Here is a 15,686-nt window from a genome sequence, read left to right as displayed (position 1 = left end):
GCAAAACGAAACCGGATTTCGATCTGTCCTGTCGCATTCTTGTAACGGTAGCGATTTTCCCGTTTTAATTCAGTAACTTTCAATTGATCGGAGAGGCGCCCTGCGCTGATTGGTGTTTCGAGCTGAAAGTTTCAACTCAAAGCATGCTGGCCAGCGCGTACCGGAAACTCTACACAGCCCTTCAACCGTAACGCCACAAGGGACTGTCACCACGTCATGCTGAAGCAACGGGCACTTTCTACAACCATTCTAACCGCCGCGACCCTGTCGATTGCCGGAGCTGGCCTCGCCGCCGCCCAGGTCGACGTCGTCACCGTGACCGCCACCAAGCGCGAACAGAGCACCCAGGACATTCCTCTCGCCGTTAACGCGATGAATGAGGAAACGCTGGACGAGCTCGGCGTTGATGTCTTCACCGACTACCTGCAGCAGCTGCCAGGCGTCACCGCCGGCGGCTCCGGTCCGGGTCAGGCCACGATCTATATCCGCGGCCTCGCTTCCACGACTCCGAACCTGACCACGGCCGGTGTGGCCGGTCTGGCGCCGAACGTCGCGCTCTATCTCGATGAGCAGCCGGTATCCCAGCCGGGTCGTAACCTGGATGTTTATGCCGCCGACCTGGCGCGCGTCGAGGTTCTCCCGGGGCCGCAGGGCACGCTCTACGGTTCGTCCTCGCAGGCCGGTACGGTCCGCCTGATCACCAACCGCCCGGACCCGTCCGGCTTCTCCGCTTCGTCGAATTTCGCGGTCTCCTTCACCGAAGGCGGCGAGATGTCCAACAAGGTCGAAGCTGTCGTCAACATGCCGGTGGCTGACAATTTCGCCATTCGCGGCGTGGTCTATGTCGATCAGCAGGGCGGCTATATCGATAATGTGCCGGGCACGCGCAGCGCACGCGAATCCGCGCGGTTCCGTGCCGCCGGCACGATGCGTGACAATGGCGTTCCGGTCAGCGCGACGCGCGCCGGCTTCCAGTCCACGGCGGATCTCTCCGGTGTCACTTTCCTCGACGCCAACAATTCCGACCTGCTGGAAAAGGATTTCAACGACACGACCTATTCCGGTTTCCGTCTCAGCGCCCTGTATGACTTCAATGCGGACTGGTCCCTGACCGTCATGCACATGCAGCAGCAGCTGGACTCCGAAGGCGTGTTCTTCATGGATCCGACGCTCGATGACCTGGAAATCCAGCGCTTCGAGGAAGATGAGCTGGACGATTATTTCCACAATACGAGCTGGACTCTGGAAGGCCGCCTCGGCGCCCTGGAAATGGTCTATACCGGCGCCTACACGGATCGGAATACCGATCAGCGCGTCGACTATTCCGATTACCTCTTCGTCGGCCAGTATCTGCCCTACTATATCTGTGACGGCTCGGTCTCTTATCCGGGAGCGGCCGCGCCCTCCGGTACTTGTCAGGCGCCGAACCTGTTCGTGCAGTCGGACACGCGCACCAAGGTCTTCACCCAGGAATTGCGTTTCAATACGCCGGAAGATCGCCGCATCCGCGCCACCTTCGGCGGCTTCTACTCCGATATGGAAGTGGCCGAGCGCAATGACTTCACCTATCCGGGTTCGGTCAATGCGATCTCCTTTGACGGTGTGACCACAGGCTTCGCTCCGAACTACCCGCTGACCAATACCGCGGTGACGGGTGAAGTCGGTTCGGCCTCGCCGGGCTATTTCTCCGACGCGGGTCCTTTCCCGGCCGGCGTCATCTTCCGGAATGATGTCCTGCGCACCGACGAGCAGTACGGCCTCTTTGGTGAGACGACCTTTGATCTGACCGACCAGTTCTCGATCACGCTGGGCGCTCGTTATTACGACATCGAAGTTGATCTCGTGGGTAGCGCGAACGGCTCCTTCTTCAACTTCGGTCAGACCGATGATGCCCAGGTCTTCGGCACCAATATCTCGACCCTCTATGCGGCGAACAATCCATTCGGCAATCCCGATGTCGCCGCAACGGATGGCTTCATTTTCAAAGGGACGCTGGAATGGCGCCCGACCGACGGCGCGCTCTTCTACGCGACCGTTTCGGAAGGTTTCCGTCCGGGTCTCCTGAACCGTCCGGGCGGCGCAGCCGGCCCTGGTGGCTACACCGTGCCGTTTGCCCTCGATACGGATGAAGTGGTCAATTACGAGTTCGGCTGGAAAACCGACCTCTTTGACAACCAGGTCCGTTTCAACGGTAACGCCTTCATGGTCGAGATCGAGAATCTGCAAACGACGATTTTCGACCCGTCCATCACCAACCTCTTCTTCTCGGATAATGCCGCCAATGCGGAAATTCGCGGTCTTGAGGGTGAAGTGACCTGGGCTCCGGCCGATATTCAGGGCCTGACCGTTGTCGGTGCCTTCTCGCTGCTCGACACCGAGATCACGGATGTTCTGACCCCGACCACCGATGTGCTGGTCGGCTCCGAGCTTGCATTCGCACCGAGCTACCAGGCCAATGTCCGCGCTCGTTACGAGTGGTCTCTGGACAATGGCGTGATGGCGCACGTGATGCCGCAGGTGACGATCACCGATGACAGCGTTTCCGACGTCATCGAAATCAACAAGGCGGACGTCGAAGGCTATGCCTCGATGAACTTCACCACGGGTCTGACCGGTGAGACCTGGTCGGTCGAATTGTTCGCCAACAATCTCACCAATGAACGCGGTGAGATTTCGAACAACTTCGTCAATGACCGCGAGCGCGTGACGATTATCCGTCCGCGTACGATCGGCCTGCGCGTCGGGGTGCAGTACTAGGCCCTGACATGCCGCTGGCCTGAGGCCACAATGGAAAGCGTCCCCTTCAAGGGACGCTTTCTGTTTTCTGCAAGACCGGTGGAGACCCCTGCGTGTCGGAAGAGACGGACATCCATGTCCAGGCGCTGACCACAGCGCAAAAGCAAATGTATGAAAGCCGTTTTGATGCGGCTCTGGAGACCTTGCAGCCGGTTCTGGATGCGTCACCGGACCATACTGATGCTCTCTACATGCAGGCGGTCTGTGCCCGTTATCTCAAACGTCATGATGAGGCGCGTGCCGCCCTCGACCGGATCAAGCGTACCGCGCCGGATTTCGGTCGCGCCTTCCAGGAGGAAGGTCATCTCCTGCGCGTGCTCGGCGAGACGGATCGAGCCCTGATCGCCTTCCAGCGCGCGTGCCGATTCAATCCGGCACTGGTGGCCAGTTGGCAGGCGCAGGCCGAGCTGCATCAGGCGGCCGGTCGTCCGATGGAAGCCCGCAATGCCACGGCCCAGGCCGAGCGGATCAGTGCCTTGCCGCGTGAACTGGTTTCGGTCACGCATCTCCTGCATGAAGGCAAGCTGCTCAAGGCGGAGAAGCTCTGCCGGGCCTTCCTTCAGAAAAATCCGCACCATGTCGAGGCCATGCGGCTTCTTGCCGAGCTGGGCAATCGTTTCGGCGTCCTCGAGGATGCGGATTTCCTGCTCGAGAGCGCGATCGAATTCGAGCCGGACAATACCCAATTGCGGCTCGACCACATCCAGGTCCTGCGCAAGCGCCAGAAATTCACCGCGGCCCTGGATCAGGCTCGCCACCTCTTCGAGGCTGACCGCGATAATCCGGTCTTCAAATCGCACTATGCGATCGAATGCATGCAGACTGGCAGCTATGACGAGGCGCTGGCCCTGTTCGACGAAATTCTCTCTGCCCTGCCCGAGGATCCGGCGACACTGACCTCGCGCGGTCATGCGCTCAAGACGCTTGGCCGACAGGACGAGGCGATCGCCAGCTATCGAGCCGCCTTTGCGGCCAAGCCTGATCATGGTGATGCCTGGTACGGCCTGGCCAATCTCAAGACCTACCGCTTCACGGATGATGAGCTTGCCCGCATGCAGGGTCTCGAGGCGGGCACCGAGCTGGCGTTCCAGGACCGGGTTCATATCAGTTTCGCCCTCGCCAAGGCCTCGGAGGATCGCAACAAGATCGCCGATGCCTTCGCCTTCTACGAGAAGGGCAATACGCTGAAGCGGGTCCAGGCCCGCTACACGACCGAGCAGATGGAAGAGGAGTTGCGGGCCCAGGCAGAGATCTGTGATGCAGCCCTGTTTGCGGCCCAGTCGGGGAAGGGGTGTGAAGACCCGGACCCGATCTTCATCGTTGGCCTGCCGCGCGCCGGCTCAACCCTGCTTGAGCAAATTCTGGCCTCTCACAGCCAGGTCGACGGCACGCTGGAATTGCCGAATATCCTTGCTCTCTCGCATCGCCTTCGGGGTCGACAGCGGCTGAGCGACAAGACCCGGTATCCACGCATCCTCCACGAGCTGAGCGAAGACCAGCTTGCGGCGCTGGGCCGGGACTATCTTGACAATACCCGCATCCACCGTGGCGGCGCGCCGCGCTTCACCGACAAGATGCCCAATAATTTCCGGCATATCGGCCTGATCAAATTGATCCTGCCCAATGCCCGGATCATTGATGCCCGCCGTCATCCGATGGCCTGCTGTTTCTCCGGCTTCAAGCAATTATTCGCGGAAGGTCAGGAGTTCACCTATGGTCTTGAAGAGATCGGGCATTACTATCGAAATTATGTCGCGCTGATGGATCATTGGGATCGGGTCTTGCCCGGTCAGGTCCTGCGTGTGAACTACGAAGACGTTGTTGCCGATCTTGACGGACAGGTGCGGCGACTTCTCGATTTCTGCGACCTGCCGTTCGAGCAGGCTTGCCTCGACTTCCATGCGACCGAGCGCGCGGTGCGAACCGCAAGTTCGGAACAGGTGCGCCAGCCGATCTTCGACAGCGGCGTCGCGCAATGGAAGAAATTCGAACCCCATCTCGACCCACTCAAACAGGCTTTGGGTGACGAGATACTGGCCACGGCCAATCCCGTACCGGCCGCGTAAGGAAGACCATGCCTCGACGCCAATACAAGACCGATTACGAGACCGGACAGGACAATGTATCCCTGCTCGGGCTCGATGTGCACAATCCAGTCTTCTTCATCTCTGCGGTCGCCATGATTGCTTTCGTGGCGTGTGCGGTTGTCTTTCCCGAGGCGATGTCCGCGGCGATGATTGCCTCGCGTGACTGGGTTCTCGCGACTTTTGACTGGTTCTTCGTGCTCGGCGTGAACTTTGTCTTCCTGTTCTGCCTGGTGGTGATGGTGTCGCCCCTCGGACGGTTGCGAATAGGCGGGACCGACGCCAAGCCTGACTTCTCGACCAAGTCCTGGCTCGCCATGTTGTTCTCGGCGGGCATTGGTATCGGTCTGATGTTCTGGGGTGCCGCGGAGCCGCTGGCCTATCACACGAACTGGTTCGGCACGCCGCTCGGTGTCGAGGCTGGGTCCGAGGAATCAGCCCGATTGGCGCTCAGTGCGACCATGTTCCATTGGGGACTCAATGCCTGGTCCATCTATGCGGTGCTGGGATTGGCGCTGGCCTATTTCACTTTCTCAAAGGGATTGCCGCTCACTGTCCGGTCGGCTTTCTATCCGCTTCTCGGCGAGCGCATCTGGGGCTGGCCGGGCCATTTGATCGATTTTCTTGCCGTTATCGCGACCCTGTTCGGCCTTGCCACATCCCTGGGCCTCGGCGCGCAACAGGTTGCGAGCGGGCTGGACTTCCTGTTCGGGATCGACCCGGGCATTATGACCCAGATCGTCGTGATCGCCTGTATCACCTCGGTCGCGATCATCTCGGTGGTGCGTGGTCTCGATGGCGGGGTGAAGGTCCTGTCCAATATCAACATGATCCTGGCCGGGGTGTTTTTGCTCTTCGTCTTCATCGTCGGGCCGACCATGCTGATCGTGACCGGCTTCTGGGATAATACGGTCGCCTATGTCAGCGACTTCCTGCCCTTGTCCAACTGGGTCGGGCGCGAGGATACCGATTGGTTCCACGGCTGGACGATCTTCTACTGGGCCTGGTGGATCTCCTGGTCGCCCTTTGTCGGCATGTTCATCGCCCGGGTGTCCAAGGGGCGAACGGTCCGTGAATTCCTGGTCGCGGTGATTTTCGTGCCGTTCCTGATTACCGTTGGCTGGTTTTCCACCTTCGGCGAGACGGCCATCTTCCAGTTCGAGAACGGGATCGGTGAGTTGGCCAACGGCGTCGATGATGTTTCACTCGTCCTGTTCCAGATGCTGGATCAAATGCCGTTTGCCGCGATCACATCGGGCATTGCGATCGTCCTGGTCTTCGTGTTCTTCGTGACCTCTTCGGACTCCGGTTCCCTGGTGATCGACTCCATCACCGCGGGCGGCAAGCTGCACGCTCCGGTCCCGCAACGCATTTTCTGGGCGCTGATCGAGGGCCTGGTCGCGGCCGTATTGCTGTATGGCGGCGGCGCCCAGGCACTGCAGGGATTGCAGGCCGGGGCGATCACGGCCGGCTTGCCCTTTACCGTGGTGCTGCTCGTGTGCTGCTTCAGTTTGTGGAAAGGGCTCTGGTCCGATCTGCGTGCCCTGCGCGCGATCGAGTCTGCCGCAGCCACATCGGCAAAAACGAGCGAGGCCGAAGCCTGAGGCCGGTTGCCGGACATTTGACCCGCCGCGTCGGCATGATCGAGGCGGCGGGAGGTGGAGGAGCGAAGGCCTGACCAGGCTTTCGGTCACGCGTTTGGCGCCGTTCAGCGGGACGGTGTTCCGGTCAGGTCGACCATCGGTCCGGCCGGCAGCCCGGGCGCGGACTATTGGCGCGGTGATCCGGTCGCCGTGACCGTGGGGCCAGCGCCTGGTTCAAAGCCATTTCAACAGGCGGAACACCCAGATCTGGACTGCGCTTATCGCGGTCAGGATGGCGAGGAATATCCAGAAAGCGCTGGGCAGGTCAGCCCCGGGTATGCCGCCGACATTGATCCCCAATAGGCCGGTCAGGAAGCCGAGCGGCAGGAAAATCGCCGCGATCAGCGACAGGACGTACAGATTCTTGTTCATCCGGTCGGCCAGCGCATTGGACAGCTCATCCTTGACGATTTGGGCCCTTTCCCGAATGGCGTCGAGATCTTCCAGATAGCGGGTGATGCGATCCAGGTTTTCCTGCAGCCGCCGCCGGTGGGCCGTGGACAGCCAGGCGAGCTCCGTTGTTCGAAGGTAGGCGATGACATCGCGCTGGGGTGCGAAATAACGACGGAAGATGATGGCCTGCTTGCGCAGTGCCGTGATGGCCTGTCGTTCAGAGTTGGACGGGTCTTCCATCACGCTTTCCTCGACCGCGTCGAGACGCTCATGCAGCTCGGTCATCACAGGCTCCATGCGCTCGAACAGGCGGGCCGAGAGAAGACCGACGAACTCGCCGGAATCCTTCGGGCCATTGCCGGAGGCGAGCCGGTCCTGGATATCCTTCACCGCCTTGAGGGGGCGTCGTTGTACGGAGATGATGCGATGAGGGTCGACCCAAAGCCGGATCGAGACCATGTCTTCCGGCTGGGCATCGGCATTCAGATTGACCCCGCGCAGGATCATCATGGCCCCCTGCTCGAACTCGAGCAGGCGCGGGCGCGTCTCTTCGGCCAGCAGGGCATCAATGATCAGCGGGTCGAGATAGTGGAGTTCGCGCTCGATCCATTCCCGTGACCTGTCATGGCTGGCATCCAGATGGACCCAGGCGAGGGTTTCGTCCTGAATTGCGTGAGCGACCGCTTCGCCGCTCAGTCGACGAGCACTGCCATCGCCAGCAATCGAGGCGGCGTAGAGAATTTCGGTGCTATCCGTCATCTCACGCCTTCGTTGGAGATGGCGATGACTTGAGGTGCACATCGCGCTGCGGGAATGGAATTTCAATTCCGGCATCACGGAATTTGCGCCAGATCGTGAACATGACCTCGCTCTGAGGCGCCCAGCGCCCTTTCACGACATCTTCGATCCAGAACAGGAGGATGAAATCGACCGAGCTGTCGCCAAAATTGCGCAGGAAGCATTGTGGCGCCGGGTCATCAATCGTGGACGGATGTTCGCGCGCGGCTTCGAGGATCAAGGTCTGGGCCTGCTCCAGGTCGGCCCCGTAGGATACGCCGATAGCGACTTCGATCCGGCCGCGCGTATTGGTCAGCGTCCAATTGGTGACGCGATTGGTGATCAGGTCCTCGTTGGGAACCAGGATTTCCTTGCCATCGACGGTCTCGATCAGCGTGTAGCGCGCGCTCGATTTGCGAACGAAGCCTGTTACGCCATCGGGCAATTCGATCAGATCGTCCTGCTCCACTGACCGTTCCAGCAGAAGGATCAGGCCGGAAATGAAGTTCGAGGCGATCTTCTGCAGACCAAATCCGAGTCCGATCCCGAGCGCGCCGGAGAAGATGGTCAGGGAGGTCAGGTCCAGGCCGATCAGGTCCATCGTCACCAGGAAGGCTATGACGTAGAGCGCGATCTGAAAGACTTTGGTGATCAGGATGCGCGTCGTTGTTCGCATTCGCGCCAACTTGTTCAACCGACCTTCCACCAGAGCCGAGATGATGGCGGTGGTCCAGAAGACCAGGGCAAGCACCAGCATCCCGCGCAACGCATCATAGGCGTTGATCGAGAGGCTGCCGACCGAGAAGGTCAGCATGGGCGCTCCGAGATATTCGCGCACGATGTCGAGATGCCCTGTCGTGCTGGCATAAACGATCGCGACCAGGGTAATGAACAGCAAGATACCGGCCCAGGCGCCATTCGGCTTGATGAGCGACAGCAAGAAAGTCTTCATGCGAGCGTCTTTCCGGTGGGAGCAGCGGTCATTGGTCCGCCGGGCTGTCTCAAGCCGTACTCCGCGTGACTGCGCGAGGCAAGTGCGTGCGAGGCCTCAATAATCGCGACGCCAGCGGATGGCGACAGAGGCGTCGGTATCGGCCGACACGCGGGACAGGACAGACAAATCGGCCGTCAACGACCACTCAATGAGCGCCTCATTGATCGCGGCGGCCCCATTGCTGCCGACCTCGACATAGACATTGTCACCGAAGCGCCGTCCGCCCACGACCGAGAGATTGCCGTCTTCATTGGTTGAGATGTCAAGGCGGTCAATACCGGCCAGGTCTCGCAATTGCCCGACGATGTCGAGCAGGTTCTGGCCGGACAGTTGCGCGGCCAGCTGAGCGGCCTCGAAGGCGCCCAGTTCACTGACCGACTGATCGAAGAGGAGGCGGGCGAGGATCTCGTCTTCGGGCAGGGCCGGGTCACTGGACAGGGTAATGGTCGGCGCCTGCACCGAACCCTCAACCTGGGCCGAGGCGCGGAAACCGGTGCGGCTGTGCACGGCGGTCAGGTCGACCCGGGCATCGCTCGGCGCGCCGTCGAAGGTGACCACCCCGCTGGCAAGACTGAAACGGCGATTGAAGACAAAGGCTGTTCCGCCAACCAGATTGGCCGTGCCGTTCAGCGACGGTTTGGACTCCGGGCCGGTGACATGCAGATCAACACCCCATTCAGATGAAAAGGCGCGCGAGGAGACATAGAGTCCGTTCTCTGCCCGGACCCGGTAATCAAGTCGGATCGGGAGGCGTGTTTCGCTCGCGACGCGCCTGTCCTTGGGCAGATTGATCTCGACCACATGCAATTGCGGTATGGAGCCGGCACCATTGAGTGTCGGCTGGGTGCGGAGTTGGTCGATCCGGCTTTCGCCGCTGACGAGCAGGCCTGCTTCGTCGAGTGTCAGGGTGAGGTCTCCGCTGGCCTGCAAGGTCAGCTCCGGACGTCGGACGGCCACGAAGCGATCGAAGGTGAAAAGACCGTCTCCACGCGCCTCTCCTTGCGTGTCCAGTACCAGGCGCCCGCTGCCCGAAAGCCGGCCCTCGCGATTGTCGGAGGCTGAAAAGCGGGTGAGCTCGGCGCTGTTCTCGGTAAGGATGAGATCCAGCTCGACCGCGGTGATCAGGCTGCCGGCCGTGGTGGCATTGATCTGGCCGTCCCGCAGCGACGCGGTGCCGTTCAGCCGCGGCTCGCCGACGGTGCCGGAGACGACGAAGTCGCTGTCGATGCGGCCGCTCTCCATCAGGATATCCGACGGCAGAAGCAGTGCCGCCAGGGCAATCAACTCCCCATTGGCAGTGATCTGGCCGGACAGGGGAGCATCCGCTTCGCCCTGCGGCCTGGCAATGTTGAGGGTCGGACCGGCGCGATTGAGGTCCCCGCCGGCCTCCAGGCCTCCGCCGGTCAGGCGAAGGCTGGCGCTGGCTTCGTCCTGTAGCGATGCGGTCAAGACCATGTTCATCGCGGGCATGTCCGGCAAATCCCCCGCGAGCAGATCGCTCGCTACCAATTGCGCCGACCCGCGCCAGACTCCGTCGCGTTGGCGCAGATCCGCGGCGCCGGAGAGCATGCCCTGGGTGGCCGGCATGGCGGCGATGTCGGACAGCACACTGACAGGCAGGCTGTCGATGGTGAGGCTCGCAATCGGGTTGATGCCGGCCGTCTGCAGATCGAGATCGAGACGTCCGCCGCCCAGTGTGAAAGACGCGAATGCAATGACACCATCGGCGCCGGTGGCAAAGCGAATGGGTTCGAGCGTCGTCCAGTTATGGGCGGCCCACTTGCCGGACGGGGAGAGGCTGATGGAGAGTCCGTTCGCATCCACTGCGGCAGTCCCGGTGGCGCTGAGATCGACATTCGAACGCATGCGGCCATCGGCGCTGGCCGCAAGTGCCATGCCGGACAGCGGACCTGAGAGGGTCAGGCTGGCGGCATTGAGGTCAGCCGCGCCAAGCCGCTGGGACTCCAGGGTCAGTTCGGCATCAACCCGGCCCGCCAGCAGGTCATCCATCCGACCCGCATAGCTGGCATTGAGCGCCATCAGCTCGTCCCGCACGGCATTGAGGGTAACCACCAGGTCGTCATTCTCGATGCCGGCGGATCCGTCAAACCGGGCATCCCCGAATTGACCGCTGGCCAGGGTCAGCGCCAACCGTTCTGCCATGGCCTCCACTTGCCCGTTCATTGTCAGGGCTGTTCCGGCCTGGTCTTCTGCGGAGAACACCCATTCCAGGCGTGTCGGTTCGGAACGTTCGCCCAGCTGGCCGCGGACGCCGAGGCGGGGCGCGCGCAGATCCAGCGGTCCTGCCTGCAAACGGCGGGCGGTGGTCACCGCCCGGATGCGAAGCGCTTCGGGGTCTCGGACCAGGCGGAAGGCCGTGGCAAGGCCGCCCTCGATCTCGGTGGCCGAAACGGGAAGTGCGCCGACCAGGGCAAGGTCGCCGCCAACCTGCCAGTCCTGTGCGTCGCGAGCATCGCCGGTCAGGGTGAGGTCGATCGCCGGGCTGCGGGCATTGAAGCGTGAAACTGTCCACCCATCCTCGTCTCCCGACAGGTCGAACTCTGCTTGCAAACCGTCGAGAAGGCCCTGTGCGCTATCCGGCCAGGTGATGGCGCCGGCGTCGATTTCGGCGGTCAGCCTCCGGTTCGCGGTGAATGTGAGGCGCGCCGCGGCCGGGCCGGCCAGCATGTCGTGCAATTGCCGTGTCTCTGTCACCGCGATCTGCGCCGCGCCGATCGGCCAGCTCTCGCCGGGCGGCAGTTGGCCGTCTGCGGTGAGCGTGAGGAAAGGCGCGCTCAGCGAGAAGCCGGGCTGGGCCTGCCATCCGGTTTCGCGACCGCGATCAAGCAGGCGTCCGTTGATCCGAAGGGTCTCGCCGAGCAGGCGGTCCGCATCCGCCTGGCCGGTCGTCAGTCCGGCGATCTCGATGTCTATATCCAGCTGAGGGTTGCCGCCCGGGAGGCTGATCTCAACCCGCCCACTGAGCTGCTCCGCGCCGAGCGGGTCGAAGGCGAGACCCTGAAGCTCGGGTGTGAGAACGATGCCGGGGGCTTCTCCGCGATGGATGACAGCTTGTCCCGTCAAAGAGTCCGCTGTGACTTGACCCGCGGTCACCCGCTCGAGGGCAGCGGGGCTGATTGTGTAGCTGGCGAGAATTTCCGGAGCGGTGACCTCGCGCAGGGTGACGCGGCTGCCGCGGCTTTCAAGCGTAACTGTATCGATTGTGAGGCTGTCTGCGCGGCGGCCTGATGTCATTGCCGTGACCGTCTCGATTTCTGCAGCAAGCGGATCGGGAACCAGACCCCAATTGGCGAGTTGGACCTGCGAGTTCGTGGTCCAACCGGCCGTATCCCAGGCGAGATCAGCCTGTGCCCAGATTTCGTCGTCCGCCAGCAATTCGATCGAGCCGCGTCCGGCATCGGCATCGCCCTCAACATGTCCGTCCAGTCGAACGGGGCGGCCTGACATGCGCAAGAGCGCGGCCAGCGTCCCGTCGGCCTCGCCCGTGGCACTCAGTGTTCCGGAGACCTGGTCGGCCGACAGCATGAACTCGGCGCCCAGTCGGTCGCCGGGTGCATCAAGTCTGTTTGCGTCGAGCGTGATCCGGCTGGTCTCCGGCCGCAGGCGTGCTGAGACGTGGAGCGACAACTCGGTCGCTGGTCCGGCGAGACCCTCGACCAGGATCAGGCGGGACAGGGTCAGGGCGCCGAGATCGATTGCCGGTAGAGTGGGGATGTCTGCGCCTGCGCCGGACGGGGTGTCTGATTCCGACGGCGCCAGAACCGGGCGGCGATCCACCGAGACCTGCGCAACGGTCAATTCATTGATCCGGATCGGCCGTGAGATCAGACTGCGGGCCTGCCAGTCCAGCGTTATGTCTTCAGCTGTCAGCCAGATGCCCTCATCATCATGCAGGGTCAGCGTGTTGATATGCAGGCGCGCGAGCGGATCCCCGCTCAGTCCGGACACGCTGACGCGACCGAGACCGGGAAGGTCGCGCCCATCGAGCTGACTGTGGGCCAGCCATCGTCCCGGCGAATTCCCGGCCGCAAGGCGCAACCCGACCGCCATCAGGGCGAGGATGAGCAGCGTCATCCCGGCGAGGGGCGCTATGCGGCGTATGAGGGCGGGCAGCGCCATGTTCAGAAGGCCTGCCCGAGGCTGAGATAGATCTGGAAGCCGGGCTCGCCGGTGCGGCGATCCAGCGGCGTGGCGAGATCGATGCGGACCGGCGCGAAGTCGAAATAATAGCGGGCGCCAATCCCGATTGCACTGCGCATGCCGCCGAATTCCGGTGCGTTCAGGTCGGAGGCGATGGCATTGTCAATGAAGGCAACTGCCCCCCATTCCGGCGTCACCCGCCAGCGCAATTCCGTGCTCAGTTCGACAACGGACAGGCCGCCAAAGGGCTCGCCATCCGATCCGGCCGGGCTCAGCGACTGATACTCGAATCCGCGCGCTGACCCTCCGCCACCGGCATAAAAACGGTCATCGGCGGCAAGCGTCGTCACGGATGTGCCCAGTATCGAGCCGACCCGCGCGCGGACAGCCGCTACCAGCGTGTCGTTCAACTGGTAATAGCCCGAGGCGCGGCCTTCCACGCGGACATACCGTCCGTCCTCATCGCCGAAAGTGATGGCAGGGGTGACGCGCAAACTGGCCCTGAGGCCGCTCGTCGGGTCGAGCGCGTCATTCCGGCTGTCATATCCGCCACTCAGATCGAGGGCGGCGGTTACGATATCACGCTCGCCCACGGCATCGGTGATCCGCGAGCTGTCGAGCGACAGGCCCGCGCCGTAGACTCGGCGTTCGCCGGACCGGCGGGTGATCTCGATTCCCGCTTCGATTTCATCCTGATCGTAAGCATCGGTGGTTTCGCGGGTGAGCCCGGAATGCAGGAAAAGCGTCTGGGCATAACGGCGCCAGTGGGGGCGTTCCAGGCGGGCAGTCGCGGACTGGTTCAGCGTCGCGAGTGTGCTCGACAAGGTCAGGGTTTCATCGCTGCCAAAGACGTTGCGCCGGATCCAGCGCAGATCCGCGCCGGCGCCTTCGCTGGTCGAATACCGCAAGCCGGTTTCGACAGTATGGCGATCGGCGGCGGTCAGTTCGACCTCGACATTGCGCGTATCGCGACCCTCGACCGGCGTGCCGAGCGTGACCCGGGCCGAGCGTACGCTGGCCAGGCTGTCGAGTCGGCGCTGATAGTCCAGCATGCCCTCGCGTGAGGCGGTTCCGCCGCGCTCGAGTGGTGAGATGCGAGCGATGAATTGCGGGTTCCATCCACCGGTTTCGCGGCTGATGTCGCCGTAGCGCGAGAACGGGCCGGGCTCGAACCGGAAGGTGATCAAACCGTCGGAACCGGCGTGGTCGATTATCACTTCGCGCTCAAGCAGGCTCGCGTCCGGCCAGCCTTCATTCTGCAGCGCGCGAAGCCCGCGTGCCTCGGCATCAATGACGCTCTGGGCCAGCAATGGGCTTCCGTTTGGCAGATTCATGGCCGCGAGCGCGTGCGTTCTGGCGTCCCCATCGCCACCGGTCCGGGCATCAAGCTGGCCGATCGTGAATTGCGGACCCGGCAGGACACGCAGGCGGGCGCTGCCGGAATCATCGACGAAAGTATCCACCCGGGCTGCGTAATATCCGCGCGAGCGCAACAGGCGACGTGCCCGGTCCGCGGCGGTCCGGGCATCGCGCATGGCGCTGGTCTCGGGCGTGTCCGGCGCCGTGTCGCGCTCACCGATGGCGAGCTCGAGGGCTGCCAGGAGGTTCGCATCGCGGACGCCCTGGACATGAGCCAGCGGCTCGGCGTGCGCCACCGAACAGGTCAGAAGGACGAGGGCTGGGAGGAGGGCGGCTTTCAAACCGGGTCACCTTGGAACGTAATCCCGTTTTATAAGGCTCGTGACACGAGCTGTCCCCTCTTTTGTGGTGTCAGACTGCGGTGCTGTGGCGATTTTCGGCAAGTCGGAGCGCCGGGTCGAGACGGGCGGCGATATTGCGCACATAGGGTCTGCCAAGCGCCGTGACGACAAGGCGCTCCGATTCGATCTGTGCGAGTCCATCCGCGATGAGGGGTGCGAGGGCGTCCACATTGTCGGTCGGGGCCAACTCGGTCTCGAAGCGGCACAGCAGATCCGCAAGCCGCGTTGCGGTGGCGAATTCGGTCGGCGATCGTTCCACCCCGCGTGCCAGCATGTCAGCGCCTGACATGACCGCCTCTGCATAGCGCACCGGATCGGCGATGGTCTGGACATAACCCTGCGGCGTCTCGCTGATGGCCGAGGCGCCGAGCCCGATGAGGAGGTCGCAGGAATCAGTCGTGTAGCCCTGGAAGTTGCGCCGCAAAGTGCCTTTGGCGGCGGCGATAGCGAGCGGGTCGTCGGGGCGCGCGTAATGGTCAAATCCGATCGCGTCATATCCGGCATCGCCAAGGGTCGCGGCGGCTGCCAGCATTTGCTCGAAGCGTTCCGACGCTCCGGGCAGGCGGGAGTCCGGGATGGCACGCTGATGCTTCTTGAACCAGGGCACATGAGCGTAACCGAAGACGGAAATACGGTCCGCCCCCATCTCGGCCAGCGCTGTGGCAGTGGCGATCACGCGTTCGCGGGACTGCGCGGGCAGGCCATACATCATATCCATATTGATGGCCCGGATCCCGGCAGCGCGCAGTCTGTCGGCGGCAGCCTCCACCATGGCGCGAGGCTGGACCCGGTTGATCAGAAGCTGGACTTCGCTGGACAGATCCTGGACGCCGAGGCTGGCCCGGTTCACGCCATGGTCGGCCATGGCCGTGCACAGCTCCGTCGTGACACCGCGCGGGTCGAGCTCGACCGCTATCTCGGCATCGCTGGTGATCGTGAATTGCTCGCGCAAGCGGGTCATGATGTGCGCGAACTCAGCCGGTTCCAGCATGTCCGGCGAGCCGCCGCCGAAGTGGATGCAAGTGACGCGGCTGCCGACCGGTGCATACCCGGCCCGACGCCGAATATCGGCATCGAG

The 15,686-nt window shown here is 62.8% G+C and carries 8 protein-coding genes; 3 read left to right on the top strand and 5 right to left on the bottom strand.

Annotated elements, in window-relative coordinates; translation table 11 throughout:
- The first annotated feature begins 216 nt into the window (after positions 1-216).
- From QZ266_RS02945 to QZ266_RS02935, 3 genes are all read left to right on the top strand, one after another.
- Positions 217-2,757 carry a TonB-dependent receptor gene (locus tag QZ266_RS02945; protein WP_295691514.1) on the top strand — a complete coding sequence of 847 codons (2,541 nt, stop codon included), beginning with the start codon at positions 217-219 and terminating at the stop codon, positions 2,755-2,757.
- 146 nt (positions 2,758-2,903) lie between these two features.
- Entirely contained in the window at positions 2,904-4,862 is a 1,959-nt protein-coding gene (locus QZ266_RS02940; protein WP_367178200.1) for a sulfotransferase, read from the top strand.
- Between the two features lie 8 nt (positions 4,863-4,870).
- Positions 4,871-6,484 carry a BCCT family transporter gene (locus QZ266_RS02935; protein ID WP_295691511.1) on the top strand — a complete coding sequence of 538 codons (1,614 nt, stop codon included), beginning with the start codon at positions 4,871-4,873 and terminating at the stop codon, positions 6,482-6,484.
- Positions 6,485-6,697: 213 nt separating this feature from the next.
- Here the strand turns inward: QZ266_RS02935 and QZ266_RS02930 are convergent, their stop codons facing one another.
- The 5 genes from QZ266_RS02930 to QZ266_RS02910 form a co-directional block, all read right to left on the bottom strand.
- On the bottom strand, positions 6,698-7,675 hold the full coding sequence (locus QZ266_RS02930; protein WP_295691509.1) for a zinc transporter ZntB: 978 nt from the start codon (positions 7,673-7,675) through the stop codon (positions 6,698-6,700).
- A 1-nt stretch (position 7,676) separates the two neighbouring features.
- Positions 7,677-8,645 carry a mechanosensitive ion channel domain-containing protein gene (locus QZ266_RS02925; protein WP_295691508.1) on the bottom strand — a complete coding sequence of 323 codons (969 nt, stop codon included), beginning with the start codon at positions 8,643-8,645 and terminating at the stop codon, positions 7,677-7,679.
- 96 nt (positions 8,646-8,741) lie between these two features.
- A complete protein-coding gene (locus QZ266_RS02920; RefSeq protein WP_295691507.1) occupies positions 8,742-12,827 on the bottom strand; it encodes a translocation/assembly module TamB domain-containing protein in 4,086 nt (1,361 codons plus the stop codon).
- 2 nt (positions 12,828-12,829) lie between these two features.
- Positions 12,830-14,548 (bottom strand): autotransporter assembly complex family protein, encoded by a 1,719-nt coding sequence (locus tag QZ266_RS02915; RefSeq protein ID WP_295691505.1) that lies wholly within the window; start codon positions 14,546-14,548, stop codon positions 12,830-12,832.
- A gap of 70 nt (positions 14,549-14,618) precedes the next feature.
- A partial coding sequence (locus QZ266_RS02910; RefSeq protein ID WP_295691503.1) for a radical SAM protein occupies positions 14,619-15,686 on the bottom strand: 1,068 nt, incomplete at its 5' end.

It is taken from the genome of uncultured Maricaulis sp., from assembly GCF_905480005.1.
GTDB lineage: Bacteria > Pseudomonadota > Alphaproteobacteria > Caulobacterales > Maricaulaceae > Maricaulis.
The sequence above is the reverse complement of the archived record's forward strand: the minus strand, read 5'-3'. Positions and strand labels throughout refer to the sequence as shown.

Coding starts and splice junctions, on each gene's coding strand:
- QZ266_RS02945 (WP_295691514.1), top strand. CDS start 217: ATGCTGAAGCAACGGGCACTTTCTACAACCATTCTAACCGCCGCGACC.
- QZ266_RS02940 (WP_367178200.1), top strand. CDS start 2,904: ATGTATGAAAGCCGTTTTGATGCGGCTCTGGAGACCTTGCAGCCGGTT.
- QZ266_RS02935 (WP_295691511.1), top strand. CDS start 4,871: ATGCCTCGACGCCAATACAAGACCGATTACGAGACCGGACAGGACAAT.
- QZ266_RS02930 (WP_295691509.1), bottom strand. CDS start 7,675: ATGACGGATAGCACCGAAATTCTCTACGCCGCCTCGATTGCTGGCGAT.
- QZ266_RS02925 (WP_295691508.1), bottom strand. CDS start 8,645: ATGAAGACTTTCTTGCTGTCGCTCATCAAGCCGAATGGCGCCTGGGCC.
- QZ266_RS02920 (WP_295691507.1), bottom strand. CDS start 12,827: ATGGCGCTGCCCGCCCTCATACGCCGCATAGCGCCCCTCGCCGGGATG.